The organism is Chitinilyticum litopenaei DSM 21440, assembly GCF_000428145.1.
In the GTDB taxonomy this organism is placed as follows: domain Bacteria; phylum Pseudomonadota; class Gammaproteobacteria; order Burkholderiales; family Chitinibacteraceae; genus Chitinilyticum; species Chitinilyticum litopenaei.
The window spans coordinates 68595-83533 of record NZ_KE386629.1; the positions used below are offsets into that span (position 1 = coordinate 68595).

General features: G+C 64.2%; 14 protein-coding genes. 5 read left to right on the forward strand and 9 right to left on the reverse strand.

Annotation, left to right across the window (positions count from 1 at the left end; genetic code table 11):
- Positions 1-136: 136 nt before the first annotated feature.
- The 3 genes from C515_RS0116770 to C515_RS0116780 all read right to left on the reverse strand — a co-directional run bounded on the left by C515_RS0116770 (position 137) and on the right by C515_RS0116780 (position 4672).
- Entirely contained in the window at positions 137-1396 is a 1260-nt protein-coding gene (locus C515_RS0116770) for a putative Na+/H+ antiporter (RefSeq protein WP_245575056.1), read from the reverse strand.
- A 154-nt stretch (positions 1397-1550) separates the two neighbouring features.
- Positions 1551-3185 carry a histidine kinase N-terminal 7TM domain-containing diguanylate cyclase gene (locus C515_RS21730; RefSeq protein WP_051305052.1) on the reverse strand — a complete coding sequence of 545 codons (1635 nt, stop codon included), beginning with the start codon at positions 3183-3185 and terminating at the stop codon, positions 1551-1553.
- A 131-nt stretch (positions 3186-3316) separates the two neighbouring features.
- A complete protein-coding gene (locus C515_RS0116780; RefSeq protein ID WP_051305053.1) occupies positions 3317-4672 on the reverse strand; it encodes an esterase-like activity of phytase family protein in 1356 nt (451 codons plus the stop codon).
- 204 nt (positions 4673-4876) lie between these two features.
- Here C515_RS0116780 and C515_RS0116785 point away from each other — a divergent pair, with 204 nt between their 5' ends.
- On the forward strand, positions 4877-6091 hold the full coding sequence (locus tag C515_RS0116785) for a branched-chain amino acid ABC transporter substrate-binding protein (RefSeq protein WP_028456435.1): 1215 nt from the start codon (positions 4877-4879) through the stop codon (positions 6089-6091).
- 241 nt (positions 6092-6332) lie between these two features.
- Here the strand turns inward: C515_RS0116785 and C515_RS0116790 are convergent, their stop codons facing one another.
- Positions 6333-7145: a response regulator gene (locus tag C515_RS0116790; RefSeq protein WP_028456436.1), complete on the reverse strand. Its 813-nt coding sequence runs from the start codon at positions 7143-7145 to the stop codon at positions 6333-6335.
- Between the two features lie 115 nt (positions 7146-7260).
- Here C515_RS0116790 and C515_RS0116795 point away from each other — a divergent pair, with 115 nt between their 5' ends.
- Both C515_RS0116795 and C515_RS22765 read left to right on the forward strand, forming a co-directional pair.
- Positions 7261-7869 carry a phosphorylase family protein gene (locus tag C515_RS0116795; protein WP_028456437.1) on the forward strand — a complete coding sequence of 203 codons (609 nt, stop codon included), beginning with the start codon at positions 7261-7263 and terminating at the stop codon, positions 7867-7869.
- A 172-nt stretch (positions 7870-8041) separates the two neighbouring features.
- A complete protein-coding gene (locus C515_RS22765; protein ID WP_028456438.1) occupies positions 8042-9667 on the forward strand; it encodes a GGDEF domain-containing protein in 1626 nt (541 codons plus the stop codon).
- 255 nt (positions 9668-9922) lie between these two features.
- Here the strand turns inward: C515_RS22765 and C515_RS0116805 are convergent, their stop codons facing one another.
- Positions 9923-11221: a tryptophan--tRNA ligase gene (locus C515_RS0116805; protein WP_028456439.1), complete on the reverse strand. Its 1299-nt coding sequence runs from the start codon at positions 11219-11221 to the stop codon at positions 9923-9925.
- Positions 11222-11285: 64 nt separating this feature from the next.
- Positions 11286-12014, reverse strand: coding sequence for a substrate-binding periplasmic protein (locus C515_RS0116810; RefSeq protein ID WP_028456440.1), 729 nt, complete (start codon positions 12012-12014; stop codon positions 11286-11288).
- A gap of 80 nt (positions 12015-12094) precedes the next feature.
- Here C515_RS0116810 and C515_RS0116815 point away from each other — a divergent pair, with 80 nt between their 5' ends.
- Both C515_RS0116815 and C515_RS0116825 read left to right on the forward strand, forming a co-directional pair.
- A complete protein-coding gene (locus C515_RS0116815) occupies positions 12095-12454 on the forward strand; it encodes a DUF1289 domain-containing protein (protein WP_043650208.1) in 360 nt (119 codons plus the stop codon).
- A 626-nt stretch (positions 12455-13080) separates the two neighbouring features.
- Positions 13081-13314 carry an RNA-binding S4 domain-containing protein gene (locus C515_RS0116825; protein WP_028456443.1) on the forward strand — a complete coding sequence of 78 codons (234 nt, stop codon included), beginning with the start codon at positions 13081-13083 and terminating at the stop codon, positions 13312-13314.
- 78 nt (positions 13315-13392) lie between these two features.
- Here C515_RS0116825 and C515_RS0116830 read toward each other — a convergent pair whose 3' ends face one another.
- From C515_RS0116830 to C515_RS24285, 3 genes are read right to left on the reverse strand one after another with little or no spacing between them, the layout of a single operon-like run.
- On the reverse strand, positions 13393-14412 hold the full coding sequence (locus C515_RS0116830; RefSeq protein ID WP_028456444.1) for a hypothetical protein: 1020 nt from the start codon (positions 14410-14412) through the stop codon (positions 13393-13395).
- Positions 14409-14786, reverse strand: a complete 378-nt coding sequence (speD, locus tag C515_RS0116835; protein WP_028456445.1) for an adenosylmethionine decarboxylase — start codon at positions 14784-14786, stop codon at positions 14409-14411. Before speD ends, C515_RS0116830 begins: the two co-directional genes overlap by 4 nt.
- Complete coding sequence (locus C515_RS24285; RefSeq protein WP_169719583.1) at positions 14786-14935, reverse strand: hypothetical protein; 150 nt, start codon at positions 14933-14935, stop codon at positions 14786-14788. Before C515_RS24285 ends, speD begins: the two co-directional genes overlap by 1 nt.
- Positions 14936-14939 lie beyond the last annotated feature (4 nt).

The window sequence follows — 14939 nt, forward strand, 5'->3', positions numbered from 1 at the left end:
TGTCTCTGTGGTTCAATAGGTTTTCTGGTTTGCCGGGCTGGGTTGCCAAGCAGGTCGCCGGATGCAAAAACGCCGGGCTGAGCCCGGCGTTGGGTGGCGGCATCCGGCCTCGCCGGAGGTCTGAGGTCTCGCCCGCTCAGAGCAGGCGGAAGGCGGCGGCGGCAACCAGTGTGGGCAGCAGGGCAGCCAGCGCCAGATAGCCGGCGTTGACCGCGCCATTGGCGAAATGCCCGCGCAGGATGGTGAGACCCGCCGGGTTGGGCGCGTTGGCAATCACCGTCAGGCCGCCGCCGGTAACCGCACCGGCGACCAGCGCGTACTGGAATTCGGGGCTCAGCCCCTCCACCAGCGAGCCCAGATAGGTCAGCGCGGCATTGTCGGTAAAGGCGGTCAGCGCGGTCGCGCCAAAGAACACCGCATCACTGCTCATGCCCATCAGCACCGGCTGCAGCCACCATTGCTGCAGACCGCCCAGCACGACGAGGCCAGCCAGGAAGAAGGCCACCAGCAGGCCCTCGCGCAGGATCAGCCGGTCCTGATGGCGGGAATAGGCGTGGGTGAGGCCCAGGAAGAACAGGAAGAGCCCCATGAACAGCGGCGGATAGTGGGCAAACACGACGACGCCGGCCAGGAAGGCAAAGTGGGCGATGGTCAGCGCCAGCGGCACCGGTGCGGCGGCGGCGCTGTCATCGGGTGGCGCCAGTTTTGCCAGCTCGTGCCGGAACAGCATGGTCAGCGCCACGGCGTTCACGACCACGGCAATGGCGGCCTTCCAGCCGAAATTCTGCAGCATGAAGCTGATGTCCCAGCCCCATTTGCCGGCAACCATCAGCACCGGTGGCGCGGCAAAGGGAGTCAGCGTGCCGCCGATGGAAATGTTGACGAACAGTACGCCGAGGATGGCGTACTTGAAGCGGTTGGAGATGCCCTGCGAGAAGAAGCGCTCGGCCAGGATCAGCGCGGCCAGCGTCATTGCCGCCGGCTCGGTGATGAAGGAACCCAGCAGCGGCACGGCAATCATCACGACCAGGAAATAGGCCATGCTGCCCGGCAGCGGAATCAGCTTCGCCAGCACGCGGATGCCGGCCGCCGACGCCTGCAGGATGGGGCGGGTGGCGGCAATCACCATGATGGCGAAGACGAACAGCGGTTCGGTGAAGTTGCGCGAATTGATGTATTCCTTGGCGGGCGCCGGGCCTTCGATGGCGAAAAACAGCACCATCAGCACCATGGCCCAGAAGCCGAAAACGACTTCGACCTCGGCAAGCAGGTGCCAGATGCCGGCATGCCGCGACTCGCCGTGCGCGAGGTTTTCGAAAAACTTGGTTGAAAAGGTGTGCAGGATCGCAATGGCGAACAAGGCCGCCGCGATCATCTGGATGGTTGTGGCTTGCACCGTTCTTCCTCCGGTTTTGTGATGCGTGAATGCGTATGCCGACCGACCGCAACGCCCGCGCGGGTGATGCCCGCCGGTCAGGTTTTGAATTGTGCTTTCTGAGCGACCCCCTGATAGCCCGGGGGTTCCATATCGCCGCGCATTTCGGGGGCAATTATGCCGGCAGAACGCCGCCGGGAGTATTTTCCGGCGCCGCATCCGCGCCCGGCATGCTGCAGCTGCGGTTGCGACCACCCGCCTTGGCCTGATAGAGCGCCAGGTCGGCCATGGCCAGCAAGGCATCGAGTGTGTCGCCATTGTCGGGGTAGCTGGCCACGCCCGCCGAAAAGGTGACCGGCAGCAGCCGCCCGTTGCACGACGGCTGCTGCTGCTGCAGCCGGGTGCGCCAGAAGGCCGAGCGCAGGACGGCGAGCTCGCGGCTGGTTGCCGGCAGCAACAGCAGAAACTCCTCGCCGCCGAGGCGGAACAGGAAATCGCTTTGCCGGATGGCGCCCTGCAGCAGCCGGGCCAGGTGCACGAGCACGGCATCGCCGGCGGCATGACCATGCTCGTCGTTGATGCGCTTGAAGAAGTCCAGGTCCAGCATTACCACGGCCAGTGCCTGGCCCGAGCGCTGTGCGCCCGCCAGCAGGCTGGGCGCCACTTCTTCGAGGAAGCGGCGATTGTAGAGGCCGGTCAGCGCATCGCGGATGGCGGCTTCGCGCAGCCGGGCGTGCAGCGCGGCGTTGGAGTCCAGCTGTTCTTCCAGCGCCTGCAGCGCCTGGCGCAGCTCGATCTGGATCTTCTGGTGCGCGCTGATGTCGCGCAGCAGCAACAGGCGGCCGATGGCATGCTGGCGGTAGAGCACCGGGGCGGTATGCAGGTCGAAGTGCTGTTCGCCGATCTGCAAGCCGCCAGCCAGCGGGGGCGTTCCGCTCGCCAGTTGCGGCGCCAGCGCACCCAGGCAGGGCAGGTCGGCCAGGCGGCGGCCCTCGGGGTGCGGAGCCAGGCCGGGCAGTGCGGCGGCGGCCCGGTTGCACTGGACGATGCGCTGGGCATCGTCGATCAGCAGCACGGCGTCGGGCAGGGCATCCAGCAGGATGTCGTGGGCGACCGGGTGCATGTCGAACAGCTGGCGCTGGCTGATCAGCCAGTAAAACACCGCGCCCATCAGCAGGAAGCTGAAGGGGGTCGGGTCAAAATCGAAGACCAGCAGCAGGCCCGAGACATGTGCGGCATTGCTCAGCCAGGTCAGCGCCATGGCCAGTGCAAAGCCGAGGTAGTGCCGGCGATACAGCGGTGTGGCGCGCGCCAGCGCGTTGATGATGACCAGCATGCTCAGCGCCATGTAGCCATACAGGTAGAGCGTGCACACATAGAACCACGGGCCGTGGCTGTAGCGGATGGCAGCGCCCGGTGCCGGGCTGACCGGCGTGGTGGCGGTGTACATCAGCAGATGGCTGTCATTGCTCAGGGCGATGGCCACGGTGAAGAGCGGCATCAGCAGCATGGCGGCATGCCACAGCGGGCTCGGGGGGCGGTAGTCGCCCTTCACATAAGTCCAGATGAACAGTGCCCAGTAGCTGGGCGCTGCCACGATGCCGGGCCAGGCCAGCTTGGCTAGCAGCACTTTTTCGGCCGCACCGGGCAGGGCCAGTTCGAGGCCGGCCGCACCGCTCCACCAGCTGGCCGACAACAGCATGCCGATGAAATGAAATTTCCCCGGAAACAGCCGCCGGCGCCAGGTATGGGCTGCCAGCCCCAGCGTCAGCAGGGTGGCGGCAAGCAGCAGAAGCGCGGCGGCATTCACGGAACGCTCCCGGGGCGGAGTGTGAAAAGGCGCAAAGCTTGCTTTTTCAGCAAGCTTTGCTGCAGCTGCCGATTATGCGCGCAGGCACACCGGCAGACAACACTGCACCGCAGGGGGACGTGCGATCCGGCTCAGCGCGGGAAGAAGCTGCTCAGCGGCTGCTTCAGGTGCAGCAGCCACAGGGTGGTGGCTTCCCGGTTGGCCTTGAGCGCGTAGCGGCCTTCCTGCAGCTTGCCGTCGATGATCAGGCCGTCTTCGGCATCCTTGCTGGCCGCGCCGCTGATCTCGGCTTTCAGGCCGAAATCATTGTCGTTGATCACCGCGATGCGGCCTTCGACCAGCGCCAGGCCTTCGGCCTTTTCCGCCTGCCAGCCCAGCTCGCGCAGATCGAGCACGCGCTGCTTGCGGACGGTTTTCAGACCGGCCAGTTCTTCAGCCTTGGCGTATTCGAATTCGCGGCCATCGGCGAGCTTCTTCTCGCCCAGATCGTCGGCGCCCGCCAGGTCGATGACATACAGCACATTGCGCATGACCTTGTCCGCGCCCTTGCCCTGCTCGACGGTCAGGAAGCGCGTGTTGTCGATGGCGACCAGATCGCCCAGCTTGGCGTCGCCGTTTTTCTTGTAGCCGCTGTCGATCGGGTAGGCGAACATGCGGGTGGCGCCGCTGCCCGGGTCGTATTCGACCACGCGCACAAAGGCAGCCTGATGGCGGGTTTCCCGGTTGATGTCCAGCGTGGACTGCATGATCGCGTAAACCTTGCCGTTCGGAGCGACGGCAACCCCTTCGAAACCGCGGTTCGGGTAGCGTGCCGCCAGCACTTCGGGCAGACCCTTGCCCGGCGCCAGTTGCTTGAGTACCGCGCCGCTGGACGGATCGATGCGGGCAATAAACGGACCGTATTCGTCGCTAACCCAAAGCTTGCCTTCCTTGTCGGGCGATACCCCTTCAGGATCGATGCCAAGCGGCGAGTTGCCCAGCAGCGCCAGCCGGTCGGACAGCGCCGCTTCGCCGGTCGCGCCGGTCGTGCCATCCGGCAGCGGCAGGCCGCTGGCCGGCTTGCCCTCATAGCTGATGGCCTGGCTGGCGGTCACGCTTGCGCGTTCGGCCAGGCTGACGCGGATTTCCGCCAGGCGCGGCACATAATCCGGCGTCGGGAAGACCTTGCCGCTGCGCTGCTTCTCGCCGGCGTTCACCTTCGGGGCGTCACCGTTCGGGCCGCGGTCACCCACCGCCCAGAAGACCAGCGCGCCATCCTTGTCGATTTTCTTCAGCGCCAGCCCCGAACCGGGGGCAAAGGGAAAGCCCTGCGGAAATTCGCTGCTGAATTCGCCCTGATAGGGCACGTTCAGCGCCGGCGGGCTTTGCAGCTCGTAACGCTCGACCACACTCACCACCGGGTGCGCCGGGGTATCAAGGGCGTAGGGCGCGGCAAACGCGGCGAGGGGACTCAGCAGCAGCGGCAGGGCAAACAGATGGCGGCGCATGGACGATTCTCTGGGCAGGATGGAAAGCCAGCGACTGTAGTAGCTGTGGATGACCGCAAGATGACAGCCGTGTTGCCTGACTGTTGCTGCACGGTGACATTTTTCTTGCGCATGGTCGGCGTGGATTGCGCACAAGGATGGCATCACCTACAACGGATGGCGCGCAATGCGCCCACGATATTCCAATCAGCCGGAGATGATGCAATGAGCCTTGCCCGATACAGCCTGATGGCTGCCGCCGTGATGTCCCTCGCCGCTTGTGGCGACAAGCAACCCGAAGCCGCACCGGAAGCCAGCGCGCCGGCGGCCAGTGCCGCCGCTCCGGCTGCCAGCACCGAGTCCGACGTGATCGTGATCGGCCACGCCGGTCCCTTGACCGGCTCGATTGCCCACCTTGGCAAGGACAACGAGTATGGCGTGAAGATGGCCATCGACGAAATCAACGAAGCCGGCGGCGTGGACATCGGCGGCAAGAAGATGAAGATCGAAATGATCTCCGAAGACGACCAGGCCGACCCGAAGGTCGCCACGACCATCGCCCAGCGCTTTGTCGACAAGAAGGTCAACGGCGTCATCGGCCACCTGAATTCCGGCACCACCATCCCGGCGTCCAAGATCTACAACGAAGCCGGCTTTGCGCAGATTTCGCCGTCCGCCACCGCCGTGGCCTACACCGCCCAGGGCTTCAAGACCGCGTTCCGCGTGATGGCCAACGACGCGCAGCAGGGCAAGGTGCTCGGCGAATACGCGGTGAAGAAGCTCGGCGCGAAGAAGGTCGCGATCATCGACGACCGCACCGCCTACGGCCAGGGCCTGGCCGACCAGTTCGAGGCTGCCGCCAAGGCCGCCGGCGGCGAAGTGGTGAAGCGTGAATTCACCAGCAATGCCGAAACCGATTTCAGCTCGATCCTCACCAACATCAAGGCCGCCAAGCCGGATCTGGTGTTCTTTGGCGGCATGGATGCGCAAGCTGCGCCAATGAAGAAGCAGCTGGCCAAGCTGGGCATCAAGGCCAAGATGATGGGCGGCGACGGCGCGCAGACTCCCGAGTTCGTGAAGCTCTCCGGCAGCGACGCCGAGGGCATGGTCGCCTCGATCCCGGGCGTGCCGAAGGAGCAGATGCCGGGCGGCAAGGAGTTCCTGGAAAAATTCAAGGCCAAGAACGGCGCCGAAGTCCAGCTGTACGCCCCGTTCTGCTATGACGCGGTGATGGTGATGGTCGACGCGATGAAGCGCGCCGGCTCGACCGACCCGGCCAAGTACCTGCCGGAGCTGGCCAAGACCAACTACAAGGGCGTGACCGGCGAGATTGCCTTCGACGAAAAGGGCGACATCAAGAACGGCGCGGTGACGCTGTACACCGTCAAGGGCGGCAAGTGGGAAGTGCTCGACATCATCGGCGGCGGCGCAGCGCAGTAAAGCGCGCAGCCCAGCAAAAAAGGAGCCGCGAGGCTCCTTTTTTGTTGCTGTGATCCGGTTCCTGATCGGCAAGACTTCTCGGCAAAACCCAAATGAACCACAGAGGCACAGAGATCACAGCGAAAAAGCAGGAGGAGACTTGTGCATTGCTCGGGTTTTTCTTGCGCTGTGGCTTCTGTGTCTCTGTGGTTCAAGAAGGTTTTTGTTGCATGCCGAGAAGGCTAGCCAGTCAGGATCCGGCTTACTCCCGCTCTTTCTGTTGCAGCACCTTGCCGATGAGCGCGCGGATGACGGAAGGCTCGAAGGGCTTGTCGCAGATGCCGGAAACCCCCGCCTGTTCGACCGCCGCCAGCCGGCCGGCATGGGTTTCGGACGACACCATCAGCACGGGCAGCTCGCTTTGCCAGCTGTGGTGGCGGATGTATTCGATCAGTTCGCGGCCGTCCATTTCCGGCATGTTGTAATCGGTGAGCACCAGATCGAAGCTGCTGGCTTCGAGCAGGTTCATCGCTTCCCGGCCGTTCGCGGCCTCGGTGATCAGGCGCACGCCGACCTTGCCGAGCACCTGGCGCATGTAGTTGCGCGCCGCGCGCGAGTCGTCGACCAGCAGCACGCGCAGGCTGTCCAGCGACACTTCCTCATCGAAGGAGGTGTCGTCGGACAGGTAGTCGAGCGTGGTATTGAGCGCGCGCGCCAGCAGCTCCTGCGTGAAGGGCTTGGGAACAATGGCGCAGACGCCGAGCTGGCGCACCGGCTCCAGCATTTGCGGACGGGTTTCGCTGGAAACGAGGATAAAGGCCAGGTTCTGCGTTTCCGGCAGGCTGCGCATCAGCGTCAGCAGCTCGACGCCAGTCATGTCAGCCAGGTACATGGCGGACAGCACCAGTTCGTATTCGCCTTGCTGCAGGCGGGCCATGGCCTGCTGCGCGGTGCCGACGTGGTCGATCTGCGAGGCGCCGAGCTTTTGCAGATAGCTGGTGATGACGCTCGCCTGCACGCCGGATGGCTCGATCAGCAGGATGCGCAGTTGCGTGGCGGAATAATGGCGGGCCATCACGATTTTCCAGGTTGTCAGCTTCTTATCGTAGAACGCCGTGTCAGGAAAGACAGAGGAACGCGGCCTGTCCTTGCCTGGCGTAAACTGGCGTTTTCACCGCCGGGCTTTCACGATGAACATCACCGTGCTGTTTCCCACCGTCACCGAGGCGCGCTGCCTGAGCCGCAGCGATGTTGATGTCGCCGTGTGCGGCGTCGGCCTTGTGCAGGCCGCGCACGCGACGACGAAGCTGATCCTGCAGCAGCGGCCGGACTGGCTGATCCTCGCCGGCATTGCCGGCGTCTACCCCGGCTCGGCACTGAAAATCGGCGATGTCGTGCTGGTCGCCAGCGAACGCGAGGCCGACCTCGGCTTTTACGGCAAGACCGGCTTCACGCATCTGGCCGATCTGGACATCGACATGGAGTTCAGCGTGCGGCGCGTGCTGCACTGCCCGTGGCTGCCCGCCCAGCCGCCCTTGCCGCTCGCCAGCAGCAATTCGCTGAATGTCGCGCTGGCGCCCTTTGTCGCGCATGCCGGCGTCGATGTCGAGAACATGGAAGGCGCGGCGTTTTTCCATGCCTGCCTGCAGGAGGAGCAGCGCTTTCTGGAAGTGCGCGCGGTTTCCAACCGCGTGACGCTTGACGACGAAGCCTGGGATTTTCAGGCCTCGCTGCACGCGCTGGGGCAGGGGCTGAACCGGGTGATCGACCATTTGCTGGCTACGCCAGGTAACCGATGAATGGTGATCCATATACATTATGCTGTATGTGCCTAGATCCATTTTATATGTTTGGTTTGGCTGATATACCCATGTTTTTCTTGCCTGTTGCCATTTCATGAACAGGACAGGCTGGGTTTGTCATGCGGGTTTTGTATAGTTAACTGAATAAAACCTGACAATTTTTCTAACAATGATCGAATCCCGGCGGCCGCTGCACGCTTCTCCTGTCCCGCCTGTCGCGTTCTGGCCGCATCCGGCCATCCAGGAAGGCTTGCCGCTGCGCATCCTGCTCGACCGCAGTCTGCCGCCAGGCCCGCGTCGTACGCTGGCGCTGGCCTGGGGGTGCAGTCTTGTCCTGTGCATTCTGTTTGCGCTGCTGACGATCTACTGGGAGCTGACCGGTCAGGCGCTGCGCTTTGGCGGCGCCCAGGTGTACGTGACCATCTATCCGCCACTGGTGCTGTGCACGCTGTGGGTGCTGTGGTTTGGCGTGCGCTGGGGGGCGGTGCCAGCCTATCTGGCGACACTGGCGGTGGCCGTCGTGTCGGGCATGCCCTGGTACTGGTCCCTGCTGTTCGCCTTTTCCAATGTGCTGGGTTATCTGGTGCTGGGTACGGCCTATCGCGCCATCCAGATGCCCTGCGCGCTGCGCAGCGCCCCGGCCATCCTGTTCTTTGTGGCCATTGCCTTTATTGCCAATGTCTTCAGCGCGACCGGTTCCTTTGTCTGGTCGCACACCAATGCCCTGAACCAGCATGATGCCTTTGCCGTGTGGCAGGGCTGGTGGCTGGGTGGTTTCCTGCAGACGGTGTTCATCGTTGGCCCGGTGCTGGCGCTGTGCACGCCGGCGGTGCTGCGCTGGCGGCAGACGCATTTCCCGATGCCGGATTGCGGCCTGCTGGAAACCTGGCGCCTTTTGAGCGCCGGTGCGCTGGGCGTGCTGGGCGTGCTGGGTTTTCTGTGGCTGTCCTTCGTGCTGAGCAACCGCAGCGTGCAGATTCGCAGTGAAAACGCGGCCGAAGCCTGGCGGCAGCTGGCGGTGGTCACGCACGATGCCACCGTGGCGGTGTACTGGATCCTGACCGTGCTGTTTCTGGCAATGGTGTTCCTGGGGTACCGCTTCTTCCTGCACTGGACCGGCCAGCTGGAAGACGCTGCCGAGCGGCTGGCGCAGGAACGCGACATGGCCATGCGTCGCCAGCAGGAGGCGGAGGAGGCCCGCGCCGAGCTGGAGCGCGTCAACCAGGAGCTGGCGGTGCGCATGGTCGAGGTGGAAAGCCTGCAATACCAGCTGCAGGAGCAGGCGATCCGCGATCCGCTTACCCACCTGTATAACCGCCGCTATCTGCAGGACACGCTGCCGGTGGAGTTGCAGCGCGCCCAGCGCCAGGGTTATCGCTGCTGCGTGGTGATGATCGACCTTGATCACTTCAAGGCCGTCAATGATGTGCATGGCCATGCCGTGGGCGATGCGGTGCTGGTCACGCTGGCTGGCGTGCTGCGCATGGGGCTGCGCTCGGTCGATTTCAGCGCGCGCTATGGCGGCGAGGAGTTCTGCCTGGTGCTCTCCGACCTGACCGGTGCACAGGCGCAGGGCTGCGTACACCATCTGCAGCGCCTGTACGCCAGCCAGCGCGTGATGTCGCCGGGAGGCGAGCTGAGCGGGCTGACCTTTTCCGCCGGCGTGGCCGAATATCCGGCCCATGGTCTGGATGAAGCCAGCCTGCTGCTGGCTGCCGATCAGGCGCTCTACGCCGCCAAGGAAGCCGGGCGCAACCGGGTCTTTATCGCGGCCAATGCCGTGCCTGATTATTGATCCGGCCCCCTGATGTTTTCACTCGTAGGAGCGAGCTTGCTCGCGATAAGCAATGTTTCGCGAGCAAGCTCGCTCCTACGGAAATTCATACTTCTGAGGGCCGGATCAATAGGTAGTTATCTCAGCAAAGTACAACTCGTCATTCCTGCGGGACGCCGGGATGACGAGTTGCTGAGCTGGCTAGCTACTCAGGTTTCTTCTTGGGGTATTGCCATGCAGCCAATGGTAGTGATGGGCTGCAGGTTCATACCCTGCCTACTCGGCCGCCAGTTGCGCCAGTGCGGCGGCCACGTCGTCGTGTGCCACGCCTGCGCCGAGGCTGACCGGCGCATCGCTGAGCGCCGCCGCGCCTTCCTTCTTCAGCTTGCCTACCCATTGGCCCGCATCGCGGCCGGCGTCGAAGCCTTCGCTTTGCAGCAGCACGCGGCCGTCGTGGCTGGTGAGCTTGAAGTAGAAGCGGCCGTCAGCCTCGCGGTATTGCTTGAACAGCGGCAGTGCACCCTTCGCTTTCTCGGCATGGTCAGCCGGTTTGGCGATGGCGTTGAAGCGGCGCAAGCCCACGGCGTGGCGCAGTTCCTGCAGCAGCGGGGTGGCAATTGCCCGTGCCTTGCGCGCGCCGATCTGCAGCAGTTCTTCGATCTGCTCCGGGTTGGCCATCAGCGTTTCATAGCGGGCGCGCATCGGTGCGATTTCGCGCTCGATCAACTGCACCAGCTGCTGCTTGGCCTCGCCCCAGCCGAGGCCGCCCACCAGCGCCGCACGGAAGGCCGCGGCTTCGTCGGCACTGGCGAAGGCTTCATAAATCGTCACCAGGTGCGAATTGTCGGGCTCTTTCGGCTCGCCCGGCAGTTTCGAGTCGGTAACGATGCGGGCAATCGCATCCTTGATGGCCTTGGCACCGCCCTCGAACAGCGGAATGGTGTTGTCGTAGGACTTGCTCATCTTGCGGCCGTCCAGACCCGGCAGCGTGGCCACGTGCTCTTCGATATGCGCTTCCGGCAGCACGAACAGTTCGCGCCCGGCGCCAAAGGTGTGGTTGAAGCGGGCGGCGACGTCGCGCGCCATTTCGATGTGCTGGATCTGGTCGCGGCCGACCGGAATCTTGTGCGCGTTGAAGATCAGGATGTCGGCAGCCATCAGGATCGGGTAGCAGAACAGGCCCATGGTCACGCCGTGATCGGGCTCTTCGCCGGCGGCTTCGTTGGCGTCGGTGCTGGCCTTGTAGGCATGCGCGCGGTTCATCTGGCCCTTGGCGGTGACACAGGTGAGCAGCCAGTTCAGCTCGGTGATTTCCGGAATATCGCTCTGGCGGTAGAAGGTCACGCGTTCCGGGTCCAGGCCGGCGGCGAGCCAGGTGGCGGCGATTTCGATGCGCGAGCGCTCGATGCGCGCCGGATCGTCGCACTTGATCAGCGCGTGGTAGTCGGCCAGAAAGAAAAACGCATCAACATCGGCCTTGCGGCTGGCTTCGATGGCCGGGCGGATCGCGCCGACGTAGTTGCCAAGGTGGGGAGTACCGGTGGTGGTAACGCCGGTCAGCACGCGCGTGGTCATAAGTCCTGGTCCTGTCAGAAACGGAAGAGCAATCAAGCTCGCGAGTTTAGCAGGACTGGACAGCTTACTGGTATTGCGCCGGTGGCTTGAAGCGGGCCAGGGCGTCGAAGATCTGTTGCTGGACTTCGGGGTTCAGACTGCCCTTGCGAAAGCCGAGGTAGAGCGGGTCGCTTTTCAGCGGCTCGTCGAGAATCATCACCTCGCCGGCGCGCGGTGTCAGCTCCGGATCGTTGCGCACCACATCCTCCAGCGACTTGGGGCTGGAGGACATCAGGATCACATCGATATTGCCGGCAAAGAGGTTGCGGATGCGCACTTCCAGGCTGGTGTCGCGCACCATGGTGATCGTGCCGGCCCGCACTGCCGTATCGACGGCTTCGCCATAGCTGGCTCCAAGCTGGCTGCCGATGCGCTTGCCGCGCAGATCGTCAACGCTCTTGTAGCGGAAGGCCTTGCTGCGCAGGGTGGCGATGCGGATTTTCGAGTCATACACCACCGGCGAGTAGTCAAACAGCGTGGTGCGCTCCCTGGTATAGGACAGGCCAATGATGCCGCCCTTGCCGGCCAGTGCGGCGTTGTAGCTGCGATTCCAGGGCTGCAGCACCAGCCTTACCGGCAAGCCGGTCTGCTGGCGGACGTGCTCGACGGCGGCAACGGCAATGCCCTGCATTTCGTTGTTTTCCAGCCAGGACATCGGCTTGTAGTCGATGTCGCCATAGATGAGGATTTCATGGGCGCGCAGCAGGCCCGGCAACAGGCCAAGCAGCAACAGCAAGGGCAGCAGTCGTTTCATGGCGGGCTTCAGCAAGCATGAACGGGATGTAAGTCTAGTGCACAGCGTCAGGCCGGGCGCAATCTTGCTAGACTGGCGGTATGTCTGCATCCCCCCTTTTTTCCGGCACCGGCGTGCCTTCACCCTGCATCAAGCGCTGTGCGCTGGATGCCGATGGCGTGTGCAGCGGTTGCCGGCGCACCATCGCCGAAATCAGCCAGTGGTCGGCGCTGAGCGCCACCGAGCAGCGCGCCGTCTGGCAGCGCCTGCTGGCGCTGCCGCCACGCAGTGCAGAGAAACGCTGCAGCCAGTGTGGTGCGCTGTTTGTCTGTGGCACTGGCGGCCAGAATGGCGGCTGCTGGTGCGCCGATCTGCCGGCGCTGCTGCCGCTGGGCAGCGGGGCGGATTGCCGCTGTCCGGCCTGTCTGGCGCAGGCCGCACTGCTTCTGCCAGTAGCTTGATGGTGCCTTTTTGTCCGGGTATTGGCTTGAAGCTCAATTTGCGTATGGGTTGGGTGCTTATGGGGTGGCTCTCGTCGGGCTTGCCCTTGTGTGCGCCATCCTGGCCGCTGGCCTGGCAGCCCCCGCTTCCCCTGCCGCAGCGGCATGCCGGCTGGCGCCGTCAGCGCTGTGCCGATCCGGCTGCGCGGGGCGCTGGCGTGCAGCGGCTCAAGCCGCGCCGTGTCCGGCCTGTTATGCTGTTGCCCTTCAGCTGCTGTTGAGGTTTTGCTTGCGCAGCCGCCGGCGCAAAACGCGCCCAGCCGGATGGCTCATCAAGCTGCCGGTTTGGCTGTTTTTGGCCTGATGATGCGTTGCAAAGCCCGCACATCGAATCGCCATGCTTCGGGCTTCGCGCCTGGCATCAGGCCCAAACAGCACAGATGGGCCGTGCAAACATAACGTCAGCAGAACCAGGCAGGTGTTGAAGAAGCCGGATTTGCGGCCGGCCTCAGGCGCCGGGCAAAGCCCGGCGCAAATCATTGCCTGTAATATCAATGGCTTGTTTTTGGTTGAGCTGCGTTTTTTTGGCGAAGCCGCAAAAACGGGCCGCAGGCTGTGTTTACCAGCCTGTTAGCGAGGAGAGAGCCATGCAGGCATTTGAAGTGGAAATCGATCAGGACTACATCCCGCTGAACGATTTGCTGAAGATCACCGGAGTGGTGGACAGCGGGGGCGCCGGCAAGGCGCTGGTGGCGACCGGGGTGGTGCAGGTCGATGGTCAGCAGGAGCTGCGCAAGACCTGCAAGATTCGCCCCGGACAATGCGTGCTCGTCGATGAGGCGGTGGAAATCCGCGTCGTGGCGGCGGGCGCGTCCGAATAGCGGGGTATGTGACCAGAACCCTTTATTGGAAAAGGTTGTGGGATGGTAGGGGTTTGGGTATGCTGCGGCGGCAGCTGCTCATGCCCCTGGGGGCAGGAAGCCTGGCAGCTGTGCCAGCAGTTCCCCCGGCGCCTGCCAGTGGCGGGCGTTGCTGCTTTGCAGGCTGATGACACGCTCGCGATAGGCGGCCGCCTGCACGGGCTCGCCAAGCTGTGCGCAGTAATGCGCGGCCTGGCGGCACAGCCGCGCCTCGACATGGGTCATGCGGTCTTCGGCGACGATGCGCAGGGCGCGCTGGATCAGGTCCAGCGCCAGCGTCAGCTGTTCGTGGCGGGCGTAAAGGTCGGCCAGCAGCCCCAGCAGATTGGCTTCGCACCAGTGCGAGGGCGTGAAGACCAGCAGGGAGAGACCTTCTTCGGCCAGGTTTTCCGCTTCGTCCTGTCGACCGTGCTCCAGCTCGATCTCGGCCAGGCGCAGCAGGATTTCCGGCTGGAAAAAACGGAAATCGTGGGTGCGGCACTCGGTCAGCGCATCTTGCAGAATGCTTCTGGCCTCGGCGCTGTTGCCCAGCTCGCGCAAGGTCCAGCCCAGGCTGATGGCCGCCTTGCTGTGCAGATAGATATTGCCCAGCGGCATGGCGAGCGCCATGGCCGCGCGATGAAAGCGTGACGCCAGCCTGGTCTGGCCAAAGGCGCTGCAGCAATGGCCAAGACCGATGTAGCTCATGCAGCGCAGCTCGTCGCTCAGCGCCACGCTGGCGCCCAGTTCCAGCGTGAAGGACCAGTGGCGCAGTGCCGGAACGTATTCGCCCGCGGTGTAGAATTCGCGCCCCAGCCGCTCGTGGATGGCGGGTTCCAGCGTCAGCAGGTGGTGGCGGCGACAGGTGGCCAGTGCTTCGAGCAACTCGGCGCGTGCGCCGACCTGCTGGCCGAGCTGGTCTTCGATCAGGCCCAGCAGGATGGCGGCGCGGATCTGGCCTTCGGCATCGTCGTTTTGCCGCAGGCGCGCCAGCAGCCGCCGGCAATGCTGCAGCGTGATCATCGGCTCATTGAAAAGATTGCGTTCCAGTGCCGCGAGTTCCTGAGCGAAGGGGGTCATGCCGCGCGCTCCTTTGCGTCGGCCATCACCGCTCCGCGCAGGATGCGCTGCACATCCTGCACGCCGGGTTGCAGGCTTTCCTGCAGGCTGCGCAGCGCGGCCTCGCTTTCGGCGTGGCCGCACATGAAAAGATCAATGGCGGCATAGCCGTGTTCCGGCCAGGTATGGATGCTGATGTGCGATTCCATCAGCAGCAGCACGCCGGTCACGCCCTGTCCTGCGCCGAAATGGTGGAAGTGCTGTTGCAGGATGGTGGCGCCACCAGCCCGGGCGGCAGCCAGCAGCGCGGTGGTGATGCGCTGCGGGTCGGCCAGCAGCGCCGCATCGCAGCCGTGAAAATCGGCCAGCAGGTGCCGGCCCAGTGCTTCGGGCATTACTTGTGGCCTCCACCGGAGCTCCAGCCGCTGGAAGAGCCGCTGCTCCAGCCGCGTGTGCTGCTGCCGCCGGAGCACGAGCTCATGTTGAAGAGCGTCGCCAGCGACACGATGGCAATGCAGTAGGCCTTGTAAAATCCGCGCCCCATGACC